The organism is Acidovorax sp. Leaf73, assembly GCF_916855635.1.
Classification (GTDB): Bacteria; Pseudomonadota; Gammaproteobacteria; order Burkholderiales; family Burkholderiaceae_C; genus Acidovorax; species Acidovorax facilis.
This window is the reverse complement of the sequence record NZ_CAKASI010000004.1, coordinates 327,447-344,100: the sequence shown is the minus strand read 5'-3', so window position 1 is coordinate 344,100 and position 16,654 is coordinate 327,447. Positions and strand designations below refer to the sequence as shown.

General features: G+C 66.8%; 18 protein-coding genes. 5 read left to right on the top strand and 13 right to left on the bottom strand.

What is annotated here, in order from left to right:
• Positions 1–15: 15 nt before the first annotated feature.
• The 10 genes from LPA35_RS14850 to LPA35_RS14805 form a co-directional block, all read right to left on the bottom strand.
• Positions 16–729 carry a response regulator transcription factor gene (locus LPA35_RS14850; protein WP_228897503.1) on the bottom strand — a complete coding sequence of 238 codons (714 nt, stop codon included), beginning with the start codon at positions 727–729 and terminating at the stop codon, positions 16–18.
• A 203-nt stretch (positions 730–932) separates the two neighbouring features.
• Positions 933–1,991, bottom strand: a complete 1,059-nt coding sequence (locus tag LPA35_RS14845) for a serine/threonine protein kinase (RefSeq protein ID WP_228897502.1) — start codon at positions 1,989–1,991, stop codon at positions 933–935.
• A 44-nt stretch (positions 1,992–2,035) separates the two neighbouring features.
• Positions 2,036–3,130: a DUF2855 family protein gene (locus LPA35_RS14840; RefSeq protein ID WP_228897501.1), complete on the bottom strand. Its 1,095-nt coding sequence runs from the start codon at positions 3,128–3,130 to the stop codon at positions 2,036–2,038.
• Positions 3,131–3,215: 85 nt separating this feature from the next.
• Positions 3,216–4,655 (bottom strand): bifunctional serine/threonine-protein kinase/universal stress protein, encoded by a 1,440-nt coding sequence (locus LPA35_RS14835; protein ID WP_228897500.1) that lies wholly within the window; start codon positions 4,653–4,655, stop codon positions 3,216–3,218.
• Entirely contained in the window at positions 4,652–5,410 is a 759-nt protein-coding gene (locus tag LPA35_RS14830; RefSeq protein WP_055400155.1) for a metallophosphoesterase, read from the bottom strand. Before LPA35_RS14830 ends, LPA35_RS14835 begins: the two co-directional genes overlap by 4 nt.
• Before the next feature lie 134 nt (positions 5,411–5,544).
• Positions 5,545–5,931 (bottom strand): DUF1304 domain-containing protein, encoded by a 387-nt coding sequence (locus tag LPA35_RS14825; RefSeq protein WP_056059676.1) that lies wholly within the window; start codon positions 5,929–5,931, stop codon positions 5,545–5,547.
• A gap of 4 nt (positions 5,932–5,935) precedes the next feature.
• Complete coding sequence (locus LPA35_RS14820; protein WP_108616176.1) at positions 5,936–6,352, bottom strand: organic hydroperoxide resistance protein; 417 nt, start codon at positions 6,350–6,352, stop codon at positions 5,936–5,938.
• A gap of 72 nt (positions 6,353–6,424) precedes the next feature.
• Complete coding sequence (locus LPA35_RS14815) at positions 6,425–6,889, bottom strand: MarR family winged helix-turn-helix transcriptional regulator (protein ID WP_121422134.1); 465 nt, start codon at positions 6,887–6,889, stop codon at positions 6,425–6,427.
• A gap of 270 nt (positions 6,890–7,159) precedes the next feature.
• Positions 7,160–7,993: a crotonase/enoyl-CoA hydratase family protein gene (locus LPA35_RS14810; protein ID WP_228897499.1), complete on the bottom strand. Its 834-nt coding sequence runs from the start codon at positions 7,991–7,993 to the stop codon at positions 7,160–7,162.
• A gap of 208 nt (positions 7,994–8,201) precedes the next feature.
• Complete coding sequence (locus tag LPA35_RS14805; RefSeq protein ID WP_228897498.1) at positions 8,202–9,050, bottom strand: 3-hydroxybutyryl-CoA dehydrogenase; 849 nt, start codon at positions 9,048–9,050, stop codon at positions 8,202–8,204.
• 129 nt (positions 9,051–9,179) lie between these two features.
• On the opposite strand from LPA35_RS14805, the gene LPA35_RS14800 reads away from it, so the two are divergent.
• The 3 genes from LPA35_RS14800 to LPA35_RS14790 all read left to right on the top strand — a co-directional run bounded on the left by LPA35_RS14800 (position 9,180) and on the right by LPA35_RS14790 (position 11,857).
• The gene (locus tag LPA35_RS14800) at positions 9,180–10,769 is read left to right on the top strand and encodes a GMC family oxidoreductase (RefSeq protein WP_228897497.1); all 1,590 of its coding nucleotides are present in this window, start codon (positions 9,180–9,182) and stop codon (positions 10,767–10,769) included.
• Positions 10,770–10,957: 188 nt separating this feature from the next.
• A complete protein-coding gene (locus LPA35_RS14795; RefSeq protein ID WP_228897496.1) occupies positions 10,958–11,695 on the top strand; it encodes a hypothetical protein in 738 nt (245 codons plus the stop codon).
• Positions 11,696–11,701: 6 nt separating this feature from the next.
• Positions 11,702–11,857, top strand: a complete 156-nt coding sequence (locus LPA35_RS14790) for a hypothetical protein (RefSeq protein WP_156379448.1) — start codon at positions 11,702–11,704, stop codon at positions 11,855–11,857.
• A 3-nt stretch (positions 11,858–11,860) separates the two neighbouring features.
• Here the strand turns inward: LPA35_RS14790 and LPA35_RS14785 are convergent, their stop codons facing one another.
• From LPA35_RS14785 to LPA35_RS14775, 3 genes are read right to left on the bottom strand one after another with little or no spacing between them, the layout of a single operon-like run.
• Positions 11,861–13,213 carry a GAF domain-containing protein gene (locus LPA35_RS14785; RefSeq protein WP_228897495.1) on the bottom strand — a complete coding sequence of 451 codons (1,353 nt, stop codon included), beginning with the start codon at positions 13,211–13,213 and terminating at the stop codon, positions 11,861–11,863.
• The gene (locus LPA35_RS14780) at positions 13,210–13,725 is read right to left on the bottom strand and encodes a hypothetical protein (RefSeq protein ID WP_228897494.1); all 516 of its coding nucleotides are present in this window, start codon (positions 13,723–13,725) and stop codon (positions 13,210–13,212) included. The genes LPA35_RS14785 and LPA35_RS14780 overlap by 4 nt, the downstream gene beginning before the upstream one ends.
• A complete protein-coding gene (locus LPA35_RS14775; RefSeq protein WP_228897493.1) occupies positions 13,722–14,573 on the bottom strand; it encodes an ABC transporter permease in 852 nt (283 codons plus the stop codon). The genes LPA35_RS14780 and LPA35_RS14775 overlap by 4 nt, the downstream gene beginning before the upstream one ends.
• A 90-nt stretch (positions 14,574–14,663) precedes the next feature.
• Here LPA35_RS14775 and LPA35_RS14770 point away from each other — a divergent pair, with 90 nt between their 5' ends.
• Positions 14,664–15,872 (top strand): PAS domain-containing sensor histidine kinase, encoded by a 1,209-nt coding sequence (locus LPA35_RS14770; RefSeq protein ID WP_228897492.1) that lies wholly within the window; start codon positions 14,664–14,666, stop codon positions 15,870–15,872.
• Positions 15,869–16,564 (top strand): response regulator transcription factor, encoded by a 696-nt coding sequence (locus tag LPA35_RS14765; protein WP_228897491.1) that lies wholly within the window; start codon positions 15,869–15,871, stop codon positions 16,562–16,564. The genes LPA35_RS14770 and LPA35_RS14765 overlap by 4 nt, the downstream gene beginning before the upstream one ends.
• Positions 16,565–16,654: the final 90 nt, after the last annotated feature.

Sequence of the window (16,654 nt, the reverse complement as noted above, 5' to 3'; positions counted from 1 at the left end):
CCTGCGCGCGGCGTTTCAGCCGCGTGGGTCCGCCAGGGCCACCGTGTCTACCGTGTCCAGCCGGTACCCCATGCCATAGATGGCCGTGATCGCATAGCCGTGGGCCTGCTGCGTCAACTGCAGCTTGGTGCGCAGGCGCGAAACGTGGGTGTCGAGCGAGCGTGAAGGTGCTTCACTGCGCTCGCCCCACACCGCTTCGCGCAGGTGCGCGCGCGACAACAGGCGGCCCGCGTTGCGGAACATGAAAAGGGCGAGTTCGTATTCCAGGTTCTTCAGCGCCAGTGGCTCGCCGTGCAGGGATAACAGCCGCTTCTCCGGATCGAACCGGTAGGGGCCGAAGACCAGCTGCTGGCCCATGGCCTGCGGATACGCCCGCCGCAGCAAGGCCGCAACGCGGGCGACCAGCTCCCCCACACGCAGGGGTTTGACCATGTAGTCGTCCGCGCCCCGGTTGAGCGCTTCGATCACGTCACGTTCTTCATTGCGGCGTGTGACCAGCAGGATGGGCAGTTGCTGGCCGGCCATCTCGCGCAGGCGCTGAATGACCTCGATGCCATCCATGTCCGGCAGGTGCCAGCCAGAGATCAGCAGGTCAAAGGTTTCGTGCCGGGTGTCCTTGAGCAGGCTCGCACCGCTGGTATAGAAATGGCACACATGGTGGTGGCGCTCAAGGGCGCCCCGGATCATGTCGGGCAAGAGGGGGTCGTCGTGCAGGACGGCAATGCGCATGGTGTCGGTCTTCGGGCGCAAGCGCCCTTCGCAAGTCAGAAAACGCCTTTCCAGGAAGGCGTCTCTGGATGTTGCGCGACATCGCGCCCCTGTGCACACGGGTTGACAATCGTTTGCAATGCCCGGGCGCCTCTGGCGCCTCTCCGGGGCGCCGCAGCGGCTTGCACCACACCGCAGCGCAGGCGGCTCAGTGCGCGTTCATCTCACGCCACCAGGGGCTCTTCCTGCATGGCCTCAATCTGCTCGATCAGCATGTCCACCTGCCCGCGCCAGTAGTCGCTGGTGCCAAACCACGGGAAGTTGACGGGAAAGATCGGGTCCTGCCAGCGGCGCGCGAGCCAGGCGCTGTAGTGGATGAGGCGCAGCGTGCGCAGCGGCTCGATGAGCGCCAGTTCGCGGCGGTCGAAGCTGCGGAACTGCTCGTAGCCGTCGATCAGTGCGCCGAGCTGGTGGGTGCGTTGGCGCCGGTCGCCCGACAGCAGCATCCACAGGTCTTGTACGGCCGGGCCCATGCGCGCGTCGTCCAGGTCCACAAAATGCGGGCCGCCCCGGCCCCATTCATCCAGCGGAGTCCAGAGGATGTTGCCGGGGTGGCAGTCGCCATGCAGGCGGATTGCTGTCGCATTTTTTAAGCCAAATGAGGCTCCAGCGCTTGATGGATAAGCGCTAGCAGCTATCAATTCAAGAGCTTTGTCGCATTGGGCCTTCCAGGTGGCCTGCATGTCGAGCGGAATGATCTCGTTCGTGAGCAGCCAGTCGCGCGATGCTGTGCCAAAGGTCTCCAGGTCCAGCAGCGGCCGGTGCACAAACGGTTGGGCCGCACCCACGGTGTGGATGCGTGCCAGAAAGCGGCCGATCCATTCCAGCACCTCGAAGTCGTCCAGCTCGGGCTGGCGCCCGCCGCGCCAGGGGCTGACGGAAAACGCAAAGCCATCGTGCTGGTGCAGGGTGGTGCCTTTCAGCACCAGCGGGCCCACGGCGGGGACCTCGGCGGCCATCAGCTCGGCGGCAAAGGCGTGTTCTTCGAGTATCTGCGCCTCGCTCCAGCGGCCTGGGCGGTAGAACTTGGCCACCACGCGCTCGCCGTCTTCCAGTGTGGCCTGGTACACCCGGTTTTCGTACGACGACAGGGCCATGAGGCGGCCATCGCCATACAGGCCCACGCTGGCCAGCGCGTCCAGCACCTGGTCGGGCGTGAGGCGGGCGTAGGGGTGTTGGTCGTTCGAGGCGTTGGCAGCGGTATCGGGGGGCAATGGGGTCATGCCCCATTGTCGCCGCCGCGCCCTTGACGGCCCGGCATAGCGTTTCAGCCAGGCAGCATCGTCGCGATATGCCCGGCGCGCGGGTCGCCGCTGCCCGCCAGCACGCCCGCAAACAGCGCCTGCGTGGCCTGGGGCCCTGTATGGTGCTGCACCACCAGCCAGGGCTGCGGCCCGGCCGACACGGCGGTGCTGAACTGGTTCCACGCCGCCACCAGGCGCTCGTTCAGGCCCTGAGCGCCCCAGTCGGTGTTGCGCTTCTTGACCTGGGCGGGGGCGAAGAACATCACCGGGCGCGGGCCGGGCAGCTGGCCGGCTCCGCCCAGGTCCTGCACGTGGCTGGCGCCCACCGAGCAGCTGTAGGCCAGGCCCGTGAAGTGGGCGTGGATGCGCTGGCGCAGGCCCACGCTGCCCGCAAAGTCGATGTAGACACTGGGCGTCGCGCCGTCGATGCTGTCCAGTGTGTCGTAGGTGACCACGCGGCTGTAGCAGCCCAGGCTTTCGCAAAACGCCACATTGCCCGGCGAGGTGAGGCCAATGACCTCGATGCCCTCCCGCTGTGCAAGCTGGAAGGCGGTGCCGTAGGCCGTTTTGCTCGACGCGCTGGACAGCAGCATGCGCTTGGCGCCAAAGAACTGCTGGTCGGCCAGAAAATCGTCGATAAGCCACGAGGTGATGAACAGCGGCCGCAGCAGTGCCTGCACGTCCTCGTTGTCCGCGCGGTACAGCCCGTCGGTGCCGGTGCGCAGGTAGTGGTTGTAGACCGCATGCAGGCCCGCGCGGTGCGCGGCGCCGTCACTGAAGCCCGTGGGGTTGACGCGCTGGGGCGACAGCACGGCCTGACTGGCCATGGGCCAGTAGCCATAGAGGCGCTCGCCCACGGCCACCTCGGGGTGCTGTGACTCTGTCACCGTGCCAAAACCCCACACGGGCACGATGCCCCAGCCCGCTTCGCCGGTGGGGAAGAACTGCCAGTAGTTCAGCATGTCGCCCAGCGCGGCATAGGTGATGTTGTTGGCCGTGAGGGCGAACGACTCGACCCGCACGCGGACCTGGCCGCCTTCCAGCGGGGTGTCGTCGGCGGTCAACAGGCGGGTGCTGGCCAGGTTGTCCTGGCGCACGAGGAGGGTGGTGGTGCTCATGCCGCCACGCTAAACGAAAGCCCGGCGCGGCTCAAGCGGGCCGCGCCACCTCGGCGACAGCGGGGCCCACTCTTTGAACGGGCGCTTAGCCCGGGAACGTCTGGCCCAGCTGCTCGAACGGCAGCGCCTGTTTGACCAGGATGACGGTGCAGGGCGCATCACGCGCCACGCGGATGGGCACGGTGTCGATGAAGCGCTGCATCTGCAGCCCGTGCGTGGCGGCGCCCAGGATCATCATGCTCACGTGGTTGCTGGCTGCATAGCGCACCAGCGCCTGGGCCACGTCGCCCGCTTCGAGCACGTGGTAGCTCACGGCATGTCCCGTCAGGTCCAGACCCTGGGCCCACTGGCGCAGGCGTGCCATGTGCTGGCGGTGCAGCGTGGTTTCGCTGCGGTTGCTGTCGCTGGTGCTGCTGGCGCCGGGCGAGATCACCGTCACGCAGGCCAGCCGCGCGCCGGGGCGGATGCCCAGCGAGCGGGCCACGGCCTGGCGCAGCGAGTACAGCGTGGCATCGCTCACATCGGCATGGGGCACGGCGACCATGAGGATGGGCGTGTCCTCGATCTGCTGCGAGGGCAGGGGGCTGGGCGTGTAGTGCATGCCCGCAGCACGCAGCCAGCGGCGCACATGCGTGCGCAGTGGAGTGCGCTCGGTGCGTTCGCCGCGTTCGGTAACCTGCACCTGTTCGGGGTTCGAGAGGTCGAAGGCCAGGTGCGCGGCCGACGGGTAGCGGCTCCCTGCCTCAGGCTCCAGGCAGCGCAGGATGACTTCCTGCAGCCAGGGCGGGATGTCGGCGCGGTGCTTGCGCGGTGGCGCGGGTGTCATCCACAGGCGCTGGCGCATGCCGCCGCTGGTGGTCGGGGCGCCAAAGGGCAGCTCGCCCGTGGCCAGCTCGTACAGCATCACGCCGATGGCAAAGATGTCGCTGCGCGGGTCGCCGCGCACGCCCACCACCTGCTCGGGCGCAATCCAGGCGGGCGAGCCCACGGCCTGGCGCATTTCCTCGGCCAGCAGGTCGGGGTAGTGCGCGTGGCACGAGAGGCCAAAGTCCAGCAGCACGGCCGTGCCATCTTCTTTGATGAGCACGTTGGCCGGTTTGAGGTCGAGGTGGCACACGTTCTGCTGGTGCAGGCTGTGCGCCGCGCGCGCGGTGGCCGCGCCCAGGCGTGCGATGGTTGCTGTGTCGCAGCGGCCAGGCCCTTCGTCCAGCCAGTGCTGCAGCGTCTGGCCGGGGATGTATTCCATGACCAGGTAGGGCAGACGCACCAGGTCGCCCGCCGCCACAAAACGCGGCACATGCTGGCCGCTGAGCACGGGCAGGATCTGCAGCTCGACCTCGAAGCTCACGATGTTCTCGGCCCCGTCGCCCGCCGTCATGCGCGGGATCTTCATCGCCATGGGAAAGCCGGGGCTGCGGTCGGCCTGCGCGTATTCCACGGCGTAGATGTGGGCCATGCCACCCGCGTGGATGCAGTCCACCACGCGAAAGCCGTCGATCTCGGTGCCGGGTTCGAGCAGTTTCATTGACCATGCTCCAGCCTGTCGGCATAAAACGCGGGCAGTCCTGCCGCGCGGATGGCGGCGGCGGCGGCCAGGTGGTCATACGGCACGCGGTAGAAGGTGATCTGCCTGGCGGTGTCGTCGAACAGTGCGTACATGGCGCGCGCATCGCCGTCGCGCGGCTGGCCCACCGAGCCCACGATGCCCAGCCACTGGCGGTGCGGTGGCACGGGCACCGGCACGCCGGGCTCGGGTGCAAAACGCATCAGCTTGGCGGTGGGCGTGAGGAAGTACAGCACCTGCTCATGCACATGGCCGCAGAACACGTAGCGGATAGCGGGGTCGATGCCTTGCGCGGCGGTCATGCTGCGCTCGGCGGCGTTGGAGTCCTCCACGTAGCGCCATTGCTCCGGCATGTCGGCGCTGGCATGCACGAGCAGCGCGCTGCTGCCCAGACGTGCGGTGAGCGGCAGCGACTGCAAAAAAGCGATGTGGGTATTGCCGAGCTGGTCGTGCGTCCACTGCGCGCCCAGCTCGCTGCGGTTGCGGGGGTTGGCAGGCGGCGCCAGGGCCATGGCGTCGTGGTTGCCCAGCACGCACAGGGCGCCTTGCTGGGCGAGGTCGCGCACCTGCTCCACCACGGCCACGGGCTCGCCGCCGTAGCCCACCAGGTCGCCCAGCAGCGCAAACTGCTCGGCGCCCTGGGCGCGGGCGTGTTGCAGGCAGGCGTCCAGGGCCTGGCGGTTGGCGTGGATGTCGGACAGCAGGGCGATTTTCATGGGGTTGTCTCCAACCCCATCATCGCGCGCATGGCTGAATGGCAGCTTGCAGGCCGCAGTGCTTTCCAGGATTCAAAGCAAAAATAGCTGCTGCCGCCCGTCTATAGGGCGGTAGCAGCTATTGATTTGATAGCTCAGAGGCTGCGCTGTACGGCGGGTTTTTTGTCCAGCGCCAGCACCAGGCCCAGCGCAATGATCGCGGGCAGCGCCTGGCTGAAGAAGATCTTGGGCGCTGCGGTGGCGGCGCCAAACACCCCGGCCACGATCACGCAGGCCAGGAAGAAGATCTTGAACACCCGGTTGCCGGTGAACAGCCCCCAGAACAGGCCCGCCGCCAGAAAACCGTTGTACAGCCCCTGGTTGGCCGCCAGCGTGGTGGTGGCGTCGGCCAGCTCCTGGGTCAGGTTGAAGGTTTTCATGCCCAGGGGCTTGTTCCAGAAGAACATTTCGAGCACGAGGATGTACACATGCTCGATGGCCACCAGGGCCACCGCGATGCGGGGAATCAGCAGGCGGCCCATGGTCTTAGACGATCGTGATGGTCACGTCGATGTTGCCGCGCGTGGCGTTGGAGTAGGGGCAGACCTGGTGGGCTGCGTCCACCAGCTTCTGGGCGGTTTCCTTGTCCAGGCCGGGCAGGCTGATGGCCAGGCGGGCGGCGATGCCGTAGGCGTTCGGGATGGGGCCCAGGTCCACTTCGGCGTCGATGGACACGTCCTGGGGCACGGGAATGCCGATCTTGCCGCCCACAGCCTTCATCGCGCCGATGAAGCAGGCGGCGTAGCCGGAGGCAAACAGCTGCTCGGGGTTGGTGCCGGTGCCGGACGTGCCGGGCGAGGACAGCTTGACTTCCAGGCGGCCGTCATCGGTCTTGGCGGCGCCATCGCGGCCACCGGTCACGTGCGACTTGGCGGTGTACAGGACTTTTTCGAGCTTGGTCATGGTGTCTTCCTTGCGGTTGTTGCCCACTGGCGGGCGGTGGAGGGAATCGGTTCTTGCGTTGTCTGTAGGCCGTCAGCGTTGCTCGCTGAGCCGGTCCCGCAGTTGCTTGAGTTCGGTGGTCAGGGCCGTCAGCTCGGCAATCGAGCACTGGCTGCTTTGCAGCACACAGGGCGGGATGGCCTCGGCCTGGTCGCGCAGTGCGCGGCCTTGCGACGTGAGGGTGATGCGCACGCGGCGCTCGTCCTGCACATCGCGCAGCCGGGCAATGTGGCCCTGCGCCTCCAGGCGCTTGAGCAGCGGCGTGAGCGTGCCGGAGTCGAGAAACAGGCGCTCGCCCAGCTCGGACACCGTCACGCCGTCCTGTTCCCACAGCACCAACATCACGAGGTACTGCGGGTAGGTCAGGCCGATCTGGTCGAGCAGCGGTTTGTACAGCTTGGTCATCGCCAGCGAGGCGGAATACAGCGCAAAGCAGACCTGGTTGTCCAGCCGCAGGATGGCGGGGCTGGGAGTGTGGGGTGTGCTGTGGCTGGGCATGGGGTGAATTGTGAGCGTGAATTCAATTGTGTGCAATTGAATTGTGAAAAACTTTGTTAATGGATGGGATTGTGTCGGTGGGGGAGCGGCGCCGCGCCATCGGTGCTATTCGCGCGCTCCGCTGGCGCATGCGGGGGTGCCGCGTCCACGCCGCCCTCAGGGGGTGCTATCAATAGTGAAGCTGCTAGCGCATGATTTATCTGCGCTAGCGGTCGATTTGGCTTGAAATCTGGCGCGTGGTGGCTCTGGCGGCGACGCACCACCAGGACCTCAGCGTCCGCTGAACTGCGCGGGCCGGCGCTCGATAAACGCGCGCACGCCTTCGGCGGCGTCCTCGCTGTTGGCCAGAGCTTTCTGCACGGGGATGAAGTCCGCCACCGCAGCCGCCTGGCCTTGCTCGATGGCCTTGAGCACATTCAGGCGCGTGGCGACCACCGCGCGCGGCGCCTGGGCGGCAATGCGCTGGGCAATCGCCAATGCCTCATCCAGCTCCTGGCCAGCCGGCATGACTTTCTGCACAAAGTTCAGGCGGTACGCCTCGGCGCTGCCGAACTCGTCGGCCGTCAGCAGGTGCAGCAGCGCATTGCCCGTGCCCGCGCGCTCGGCCATGCGCAGCGTGGCGCCGCCCGTGGCCATGATGCCGCGCTGCACCTCCATCTGCGAGAAGCGGCAGTTGTCGGCAGCCACCACGATGTCGGCACCCAGCATCAGCTCGATGCCCACGGTGAAGCAGATGCCCTTGACCGCCACCACCATGGGCTTGGTGCGGCGCCGGTAGCCGGGCAGGCCGTAGTCGTGCGGCTCCACCAGGCCTTCGGGGATGGCTTTTTCGCCGCGCTGCATGTAGGCGCTCACGGCGGGCAGGTCCAGTCCGGCCGTGAAGTGGTCGCCCATGGCATGCAGCACACCGACGCGCAACTCGGGGTCATCGTCGAGGCGGGTGTAAGCCTCGGCCAGCTGACGGAACATGGGCGGCGTCCAGCCGTTGCGCTTGGCCGGGCGGTTGATGCCGATCAGCAGCACGTGGCCGAGCACGAGGGTGTCAATGCAGCCCTCGGGCGGGGGCGTGGTGCTGGATGGAATGGTGATGTTGGCTTCTGACATGACCGGGTCTCCTTTTCGTTTCCACGATTGAAAACCCGGTGCGCTCACTGCGCCGTCCCCAGGGGGACAACGCATGTGCGCAGGGCTCCCATGCGGCCGCGGCTTCAAAAACCGGCGCGGCGTCTTACCAGTGCCCCCGCGCAAGGGCCGCCCCGCCGCGCTGGGGGCGTCCCCCTCGGGGGGAAGGCGCGAAGCGCCTCAGGGGGGATCAATAGCTATACACACCTTGGCCCGTCTTGCGGCCCAGGCGGCCCGCAGCCACCATTTCCTTGAGCAGCGGACAGGGGCGGTACTTGCTGTCGCCAAACTCGGTGAGGTACACATCCATCACGGCCAGGCACACATCCAGGCCAATCATGTCCGCCAGCGCCAGCGGGCCGATGGGCTGGTTACAACCCAGCTTCATGCCCGCGTCGATGTCCTCGGGCGTGGCCAGGCCCTCGGCCAGCACGAAGAAGGCCTCGTTGATCATGGGCACCAGGATGCGGTTGACCACGAAGCCGGGCGCGTTCTTCACGGTGATGGGGCTCTTGCCCAGGGCCTCGGCCAGGGCCTTCACGGCGTCGTGCGTGGCGTCGCTGGTCTGCAGGCCGCGGATGATCTCCACCAGCGCCATCATGGGCACGGGGTTGAAGAAGTGCATGCCGATGAACTTGTCGGCGCGGCTGGTGGCGGCCGCCAGCTTGGTGATGGAGATGGACGAGGTGTTCGAAGCGATAAGCACCTCGGGCGCCACGATGGCGTCCACCTGCTTGAGGATCTTGAGCTTGAGCTCGTAGTTTTCGGTGGCGGCCTCGATCACCAATTGCGCGGCCTTGAGGTCGTCGTAGCTGGTGGAGGTTTGGATGCGCGCCAGGGCCGACGCCTTGTCGGCTTCGCTGATCTTTTCCTTCTTGATCAGGCGGTCCAGGCTGCCGGCCACGGTGGCCCGGCCTTTTTGCACTGCAGCATCGGAGATATCAACCATCACCACGTTGATGCCCGACACCGCACAGGCCTGTGCAATGCCGTTGCCCATGGTGCCTGCGCCGATGATGCCTACGGTCTGAATCGTCATATAGAGAGCCCTCTTCAAAGTGAAACGGATGAACGGAATGGTAAGGCGAATCGCACGACCGTTCGGTTATCGTGCGTCAAACCTGAACCAACAAGCCGCTGCGCAGCATGGCGGAGGAGACACAACAACATGTTCGACTACATCGTGATCGGCGGCGGCTCGGCGGGCTCCGTGCTGGCTGGCCGTCTGACCGAAGACCCCTCCGTGCGCGTGTGCCTGCTGGAGGCGGGCCCCGCCGACAACAGCGTGCTCATCCACTGCCCCGCCGGGCTGGCCGTGATGGCCAAGTTCGAACTGAATGGCTGGGGCTTCAACACCACGCCGCAGGCCGCGCTGAATAACCGGCGCGGCTACCAGCCACGCGGCAAGGTACTGGGGGGCTCCAGCTCCATCAACGCCATGGTCTACATCCGGGGCCAGCACGCCGACTACGACCACTGGGCCGCGCAGGGCAACCCGGGCTGGGGCTGGGAGGATGTGAAGCCTTACTTTGTGCGTGCCGAGAACAACGAACGCGGCGCCAACGCTTGGCATGGCCAGGGCGGCCCCTTCAACGTGGCAGACCTGCGTGCACCCAACCGGTTCAGCCAATATTTCACCGACGCAGGTGTGCAGGCCGGGCACCCGCACAACACCGACTTCAATGGCGCCACGCAGGAAGGCGTGGGCCTGTACCAGGTCACGCACAAGAACGGCGAGCGCCACAGCGCAGCCAAGGGCTACCTCACGCCGCACCTGGCGCGGCCCAACCTGCAGGTCATCACCGGTGCGCATGCCACGCGCATCCTGTTCGAGGGCACGCGCGCCGTGGGTGTGGAATACCGCCAGGGTGGCGCGATCCAGCAGGTCCGCGCCGGGCGCGAGGTGCTGCTGAGTGCGGGCGCGCTGCTGTCGCCGCAGCTGCTGATGCTGTCGGGCGTGGGGCCCGCGGCACACTTGCAGCAACAAGGCATCCCGGTGCTGCACGACCTGCCGGGCGTGGGCCAGCACCTGCACGACCACCCCGACGTGGTGCAGGTGCTGGACGCACCCGAGCTCAAGGACCTGTTCGGCCTGTCACTGTCGGGCATGGCGCAGACGCTGCGCGGCATTGCCGAATGGCGCAAGCACCGCACGGGCATGTTGACCACGAACTTTGCCGAGGCGGGGGGCTTCATCAAGAGCGACCCATCCGAGCCAGCGCCCGACCTGCAGCTGCACTTTGTGATCGGCAAGCTGGTGGACCACGGGCGCAAGACCGTGTTCGGCCATGGCTACTCGGCCCACGTGTGCCTGCTGCAGCCCAAGAGCCGGGGCGCGGTCACGCTGGCCAGCCGCGACCCCATGGCCTTGCCTTTGGTGGACCCGAACTTCCTGGCCGATCCCGATGACATGGCGCGCATGGTGCGTGGCTTCAAACGCACGCGGGAGATCCTCATGCAACCGGCGCTCGCGAAGTTCGGCGCCAAGGAGCTGGCGGCCTCGGCCAGTGCGCGCAGCGATGCCGAGATCGAGCAGTTCATCCGCCAGTACGCCGACACCATCTACCACCCCGTGGGCACCTGCCGCATGGGGCCCGGGCCGCTGGATGTGGTGGATGCCGAACTGCGTGTGCATGGCCTCGCGGGCCTGCGTGTGGTGGACGCGTCCATCATGCCGCGCATAGTGAGCGGCAACACCAATGCGCCCACGGTGATGATTGCTGAAAAAGCGGTGGACCTGCTGCGCGCCGCGCCGTGAACGATTTCACGTTTGGCGCGCGGAACGCGATTTTTAAGGTTTTCAAAGGGTCTGTTTAAGGAGTTTTTAACAGGCAAAAACGCGGCGAATTTCTAGACTTCATGGCATGGAAGCGGGTGCATGGTGCACCCGGCCCGGCGCCCAAAAAAAGGCGCTGAAAGAGCCCAACGAGGCCATGAAAGAACGTGATGAAGATTGATGCCCGCGAAATTGCCGCACTGACACAAGCCCAGCCCGCCGCCCCCCGCATGGACATGTACGCCAGCATCCACAAGGCGCTGCGCGCCTTCATGGCCGACACGCTGCTGGGCCTGGGCCGCATGGATGTCGAGGACGACCTGGAGTTTGCCCACACCTGCGACCGCGTGATGCAGCTGCTGGACCTGTGCCGCGCCCACCTGCACCATGAGAACCAGTTCGTGCACGCCGCCATGGAGGCGCGCCAGCCCGGATCCAGCCAGAGCATTGCCGGTGAACATGTGGAGCACGAACAGGCCATCACGGCCCTGGCAGACGGGGTGAACCACCTGATGGCCTGTGCCAAGCCCGCACGCCCCGCCGCCACCCAGGCCCTGTACCGCCAGCTGGCGCTGTTTGTGGCGCACAACTTCGAGCACATGCAAGAGGAAGAGACTGCGCACAACCGCGTACTCTGGCAGTGCTACACCGACGCAGAACTGGCGGGCGTGCACGACGCGCTGGTGGCCTCGATCCCGCCGCACGAAATGATGGTGGTGGCCCGCTGGATGGTGCCCTACATGTCACCCGCCGAGCGCACGGCCATGCTGTCGGACATGAAACAACATGCGCCTGCCCCTGTGCTGGCAGCGGTGCTGGCGCAAGTGCAGCCGCACCTCACGCAGCCTGAGTGGACCAAGCTGATGCGCAGCCTGGGCCTGCCGGTGGTGCCGGGTCTGGTGCACTGAGAAGGTGTGAACGAACCCGCCATGCCCGCTCATCCCGCCAAAACACACCCGTTCGTCGTTGCCAATGCTCGCCATAGCCCGAGCTATGGCTGCGCTTTGCGTCTCGATCGGGCGCGTTTTGACGGCCTGCTCGGGCTCGCCGGACTCATTCACACCTTCTGAGGCTCAAGCGTCTTCCAGCACCACAGGGCGCAGCACGCACAGCCGAAAGCGCCCGCGCCCCGTTTTTTCGATGTGGATGTGCGGGCAGTTCTCCTGCAGGCGGCGCTGCAGCAATAGCAGGCGGGCCTCCAGGTTGTCGGCCACATCGGGCAGGCGCAGGGCGGGGTCCAGCCGCAGTTCGCGGTTGGTGAAGTCCACGCGCCCGGTGTGCTGGTGGTCGCGCAGCAACTTCCAGACAATGGCGCCCGCCACGCCCTTGATCAAATAGTCGTCGTTGATGAACACGCTGTCGTTGGCCGCAAAGTGGCGCACCCGCAGCGCGCTGCCGCTCACCGGCGGTGCCGCTGTCGGAGTAGGCAGCGGCTCGGGCGCATCGGGCGCGGCCTGCAGCAGGTCGATGGCGGCGGCCAGCTGGCCCGCAATGGCCACCAGCAGGTCTTCGTCCTCGAAGCCAAAGCGCATGTCCTCGGGGCTCTCGGCAAACAGCACGCCCAGCAGGCGCCCGGCCGACAGCAGCGGCACCGCCACCTGGCTGTGCGGCTCTGGCAGGCCGGGGTAGGGGATGTCCAGGCCGCGCAACGGGGGTGCATCGGGTGTGGCATGCGCGTCCATGCTTTCGCGGATGGCATGGCTGTACAGGGCGGCGTGCGTCATGTGGCTGATGCGCACCGGCGTGCGCTCGCGCGCGGCCATGCCGATCACTCCCTGGCCCAGCCGGATTTCTGAACCCACGCCCGACGTGGCATAGCCGCAGCTGGCCACCGTGTAGAGCTGCTGGGCGCTGGCGTCCAGCATCAGCACCATGGCGTGCTGGATGCCCAGCTTGTCCTGCAGGCCCTGCAGCGCGCCTTGCAGCAATTCATCCAGCCCCGAGCAGCGCGCGATGCTCTCGCTGCACAGACGCAGCGTGTGCAGCAAGCCAGAACGCGGCGCCGGTGCCGGCAGGCCTTCGCCCGCTACCGATTCGATGCGCTCCACAGCGTAGATGTCGGCCCCTTTGAGTTCAAACACCTCGGCCATGCCCGCATGCGACGCAATGCCCGCCAGCTGCGCGCGCATGCTCTCGAACACCGCCCCGCTGTCCTCGGTGCGTTCGTACAGCAGGTGCAGGCGGTAGAAATGGGCGGTGACTGGGTCCAGCACCAGTACCGAAGCGCGCGGGTTGCGCAGGATGTTCTGGCGGGTCTTGTTAAAGAACTGGAACGACAGCGCCACGTGCGCCGCATCCACATAGACCACCTGCGAGATGTAGGCCACGTTGGGTGTGCCGTCAGGGTCGCAGGTCGCCATGATGGCGGGAATCGCCCCCTCCAGGCAGGGGCGGATGCTGTGCAGGGACGGCGCTGCGGAGCTCATGGCTGCAGTACGGGTGGTGTGGGTGGTGCGGGCGGCGCACACAACTCCGCGCCCGCGCGCGGGCCTGGGGTCTGGTCGAACGCGCTGGTGGGGGTGAAGGTCACTGCGACCACATCCTGCAGCGGTGCTGCCAGCATGGCGCCCACATACTGCGGCCCATAACCCACCCGGCCCACCTCCTGCACCATGGACTGCAGGTAGGCCTGCAACACCGGCAGGTCGCCATCAGTGGCCGGGCGCTGCGTGGCCCGGCGGGCCTTGAGCTGCAGCGTCTGGTGGGTGGACGGCACGCTGAACACCACGGCAATCTCTCCTGTGTGCGCAATGTCCTGCAGCAACTGTTCGGACTGGCTGCGCCGCAGGTACACCGTGACCTCCAGCCCATCGCCGCTGATGCGACTGCCCACGGCCCGCATGATGCTCGGCCGCAGGGCCGCATCGCGTGACGCCACGATGGCCGACACGCCCTTGGCCACCATGGCGATATGGCTGGGGCCGAGCAGCGCGGTCATGCCTTGAAGCGCTTGCGGGTCAGGGCCAGAGCCACCCAGAAGGCCACCACGGTGGTCACCACCAGCACCAGGCCGTGGCGCAGGGGGTGGACGGGCCACTGGTCCATGAACAGCGGGCGCACCAGCTCGACCGCGTTGGTCAGCGGCAGCCAGTCGGAGATGGTGCGCACGATGGGGGGCAACTGCTCGCGCGGGAAGAAAACGCCCGAGAGAAACATCATGGGCGTGAGCACCAGCGTGAAGTAGTAGGTAAAAAAGTCATACCCCTTGGCCAGCGCATTGAAGATGAGCGCGATGCTGGAGAACATCACCCCCACGAACAGCAGCACCGGCCAGGCCACCAACAGCTTGGGGCTGTGGCTGATGGAGAGGGCCAGCATGACGCCCAGGATGGCGGTGACGGTGAACAGCGCCTTGAACGCGGCCCACAGCATCTCGGCCAGCACCACATCGTCCAGGCTCACGGGCGCGTTCATGATGCCGTCCCAGGTCTTTTGCACATGCATGCGCGAGAAGGCCGAGTACAGCGCCTCGAAGCTGGCCGCGTTCATGGCGCTCATGCAGATGGAGCCACTGGCCAGGAACAGGATGTAGGGCACCCTGGTGTCGCCCGCTGCGCCACCCACGTTCACCTGCCCCACCAGGGCCCCCATGCCGTAGCCAAAGGCCACCAGCCACATCAGCGGCTCGGCAATGTTGCCCACCAAGCTGGGGATGGCCAGCTTGCGCCAGACCAGCAGGTTGCGCATGAACACGGGCCACCAGCGCACGGACAGGCTGGGCGGGCGCCATACCGACGGCGGGGGCGGGGCCACAGTGGCCACAGAGGGCGGGTGAGCGGTTTGCATCCGCTTATTGTGCGATGTTGGCGGGCGGGCGCACAGTCCCCGATGTGTTCATCGTCGCCACCTGGGCACGGCCATTGCTTGGGTACCCCTATGTCCACCCACGTCCTGAACCTGCCCGCCGGTGCCAGTGCCCTCTGGCAGAACCGCCTGGGGCTGCTGCTGGAGTCCACGGGCGAGGGGGTGTTTGGCATTGATCTGGCGGGCAACTGCGTGTTCATCAACCGGGTGGGCGCGCAGATGCTGGGCTTTGCCGCCGAGGAGGTGATGGGGCGCAACATGCACGCGCTTACCCACCACAGCCACCCTGACGGCAGCCCTTACGCCGACAGCGACTGCCCCATCTTCAATGCGTTCCGCCAGGGGCTACCCTGTCGTGTGGACACCGAAGTGTTTTGGCGCCGCGATGGCTCGGCATTTGCCGTGGAGTATTCAAGCCACCCTATCCTCGAAGGTGAACAGGTGCACGGCGCCGTCATTGCCTTTGTGGACATCACCAGCCGCAAGCGTGCCGCCGACGAGCTGCAGCGCGCGCACGACGACTTGGCCCGCGCCAATGACGAGCTGGAGCGCCGCGTGGCCGCGCGCACCCAGGAGCTGTCGCAGGCGCTGGCGCAGCTGCGCGAGCTGTCGGCCTACTCGGAGCAGGTGCGCGAGGACGAGCGCACCCGCATCGCCCGTGAGGTGCACGACGAGCTGGGCAGCCTGCTGGTGGTGCTGAAGATGGATGTCAACTGGCTGCACAAGCGCCTGGGCGAGCAGGGCGAGCGCACGCCCGAGGCCGCAGGCGACATGCGCACCCAGATGCGCTGCAAGTGCCAGAACATGAGCCGCCTGATCGAAAACGCGGTGGACAACGTAGGCCGCATCATCACCGACCTGCGCCCTAGCATCCTGGACCACCAGGGTCTCTGGGCCGCGCTGGAGTGGCAGGCGCAGGAGTTTGTGCAGTCGGCCGAGCTGGAGTTGGCGTGGCAGATGGACGTGCCCGCCACCCTCCACCTGCCCGAGCCCGCCGCCATCGCCGTGTTCCGCATCTTCCAGGAGATGCTGAGCAATGTGGGCCGCCACGCGCAGGCCAGCGCCATTGACATTGCCATCGACGTGCAGGACGAGATGCTGCAACTGCGCGTGCGCGACAACGGCGTGGGCGCCACCCGCCAGGCCTTGGAGGCGCCCACCGCCTATGGCGTGATGGGCATGCGCGAGCGGGCGCGGCAGCTGGGGGGGCAACTGAGCATCACCAGCGAGCCGGGCCAGGGCTCGTGCCTGCAATTGCTGATTCCTCTGGAGCTGTCATGAATTCCGTGGTTCGCGTATTGATCGGGGATGACCACCGCATCGTGCGGGAGGGGCTCAAGCAGGTGCTGGGCGACCCGGCCAATGGCGCGCCCGAGATCACCGTGGTGGCAGAAGCCACCCAAGGCAGCGAGGTGCTGGAGCAGGTCATCGCGCTGCAAGGACCTACGGGTGCACTGGGCGTAGACCTGGTGCTGCTGGACATCGCCATGCCGGGCATGGACGGCCTCGAAGTACTGCAGGCGCTGCGCAAGGCTTGGCCCGCGCTGCCGGTGCTGATGCTCAGCACCTACCCCGAGCGGCAATACGCAGTGCGCTGCATTCAAATGGGCGCAGCGGGCTACCTGCACAAGAGCGCCGACCCCGACGACATGGTGGCCGCCGTACGCAAGGTGGCTTCGGGCGGGCGCTATCTGACCGAGGCCACGGCCTTGGCGCTGGCGGGCGCGGTGGAGCGCACCGGCGTGGTGCGCACAGCGCAGCAGGGCGCGCCTGCGGGGGTGGACGCGCTCTCGTTCCGAGAGCACCAGGTGTTCCGCCTGCTCACTGCCGGCCAGAGCGTGAGCGAAATTGGTGCGCAGCTCAAGCTCGCGCCCAACACGGTGAGCACCTACCGCGCCCGCATCCTCGAAAAGACCGGCGCGCGCAACGATGTGGAGCTGGCGCTGCTGGCACGTGGCGCACCGGCAGAGTGAATTCGGTGCGTTGCACGACCGATTTGTAGTGCTGGCCCTACACGCTGTAGACGCCACACCCACGAATTCATGACAGCGGGCCGACACCGG

What these genes read in the sequence shown, in the direction of transcription:
- LPA35_RS14840 (WP_228897501.1), bottom strand. Translation starts at nt 3,130, where the DNA reads ATGAGCACCACCACCCTCCTCGTGCGCCAGGACAACCTGGCCAGCACC.
- LPA35_RS14775 (WP_228897493.1), bottom strand. Translation starts at nt 14,573, where the DNA reads ATGCAAACCGCTCACCCGCCCTCTGTGGCCACTGTGGCCCCGCCCCCG.
- LPA35_RS14830 (WP_055400155.1), bottom strand. Translation starts at nt 5,410, where the DNA reads ATGAAAATCGCCCTGCTGTCCGACATCCACGCCAACCGCCAGGCCCTG.
- LPA35_RS14820 (WP_108616176.1), bottom strand. Translation starts at nt 6,352, where the DNA reads ATGACCAAGCTCGAAAAAGTCCTGTACACCGCCAAGTCGCACGTGACC.
- LPA35_RS14815 (WP_121422134.1), bottom strand. Translation starts at nt 6,889, where the DNA reads ATGCCCAGCCACAGCACACCCCACACTCCCAGCCCCGCCATCCTGCGG.
- LPA35_RS14850 (WP_228897503.1), bottom strand. Translation starts at nt 729, where the DNA reads ATGCGCATTGCCGTCCTGCACGACGACCCCCTCTTGCCCGACATGATC.
- LPA35_RS14795 (WP_228897496.1), top strand. Translation starts at nt 10,958, where the DNA reads ATGAAGATTGATGCCCGCGAAATTGCCGCACTGACACAAGCCCAGCCC.
- LPA35_RS14845 (WP_228897502.1), bottom strand. Translation starts at nt 1,991, where the DNA reads ATGACCCCATTGCCCCCCGATACCGCTGCCAACGCCTCGAACGACCAA.
- LPA35_RS14805 (WP_228897498.1), bottom strand. Translation starts at nt 9,050, where the DNA reads ATGACGATTCAGACCGTAGGCATCATCGGCGCAGGCACCATGGGCAAC.
- LPA35_RS14770 (WP_228897492.1), top strand. Translation starts at nt 14,664, where the DNA reads ATGTCCACCCACGTCCTGAACCTGCCCGCCGGTGCCAGTGCCCTCTGG.
- LPA35_RS14800 (WP_228897497.1), top strand. Translation starts at nt 9,180, where the DNA reads ATGTTCGACTACATCGTGATCGGCGGCGGCTCGGCGGGCTCCGTGCTG.
- LPA35_RS14785 (WP_228897495.1), bottom strand. Translation starts at nt 13,213, where the DNA reads ATGAGCTCCGCAGCGCCGTCCCTGCACAGCATCCGCCCCTGCCTGGAG.
- LPA35_RS14765 (WP_228897491.1), top strand. Translation starts at nt 15,869, where the DNA reads ATGAATTCCGTGGTTCGCGTATTGATCGGGGATGACCACCGCATCGTG.
- LPA35_RS14780 (WP_228897494.1), bottom strand. Translation starts at nt 13,725, where the DNA reads ATGACCGCGCTGCTCGGCCCCAGCCATATCGCCATGGTGGCCAAGGGC.
- LPA35_RS14825 (WP_056059676.1), bottom strand. Translation starts at nt 5,931, where the DNA reads ATGGGCCGCCTGCTGATTCCCCGCATCGCGGTGGCCCTGGTGGCCATC.
- LPA35_RS14835 (WP_228897500.1), bottom strand. Translation starts at nt 4,655, where the DNA reads ATGAAACTGCTCGAACCCGGCACCGAGATCGACGGCTTTCGCGTGGTG.
- LPA35_RS14810 (WP_228897499.1), bottom strand. Translation starts at nt 7,993, where the DNA reads ATGTCAGAAGCCAACATCACCATTCCATCCAGCACCACGCCCCCGCCC.